Source organism: Gordonia sp. GN26 (assembly GCF_054823965.1).
This window is the reverse complement of record NZ_JSYC01000110.1, coordinates 1-736: the sequence shown is the minus strand read 5'-3', so window position 1 is coordinate 736 and position 736 is coordinate 1. Positions and strand designations below refer to the sequence as shown.

The window sequence follows — 736 nt, the reverse complement described above, 5'->3', positions numbered from 1 at the left end:
CGTTCGACATGATCTTCGTGGGCAACGACTGGGCATCCGATCACCACGACGTGTGCGTGATGGATGAGACCGGCAGCGTCCTGGCCACCCGCCGATGTGCTGAATCAGCAGCCGGCATCACCGCCCTGCACGACCTACTCGCCCGCTTCGCCGATCAACCGCAGCAGGTGGTGGCGGGTACCGAAACCGAACACGGCATGTGGGTCGACGCGTTGGTCGCCGCCGGCTACCAGGTGTATGCGATCAACCCACGATCTGTCTCCCGCTATCGCGATCGCCATCATGTCGGTGGCACCAAATCCGATAAGGCCGACGCGAAAACCCTCGCCGATCTGGTGCGTACCGACCGCCACAACCACCGACTCGTCGCCGACGACAGTGCCGAAGCCGACGCGATCCGGGTGATGGCCCGTACCCATCAGAATCTGGTGTGGGCCCGCTCGGCACAACAAAACGTGCTGCACGCCCAACTGCACGCCTACTACCCGGCCGCACTCGAAGCCTTCGGCGGGGATCTGGCCCACCGCGACACCCTCAGCGTGCTTCGGCGGGCCCCCACCCCCGACCAGGGGGCGCGACTGTCGGTGGCAGCACTGCGGTCGGCGTTGAAAAAGGTTGGCCGGCAACGCAATATCGACGCCCGAGCCCGCGAGATCCACCAGGCGCTAGGTGCCTCCGGCCATCTGACCGCGCCACCGCAGCTGGTCGCCGCATATGCGGCGACGGTGACCGCAAC

Annotated in this window: 1 protein-coding gene; it reads left to right on the top strand. The window is 66.2% G+C overall.

All coding sequences use genetic code 11. The features are described from left to right. Window positions 1-8 precede the first annotated feature (8 nt). On the top strand, window positions 9-736 hold a 728-nt coding region (locus OK17_RS18600), incomplete at its 3' end, for an IS110 family transposase (protein ID WP_461418351.1).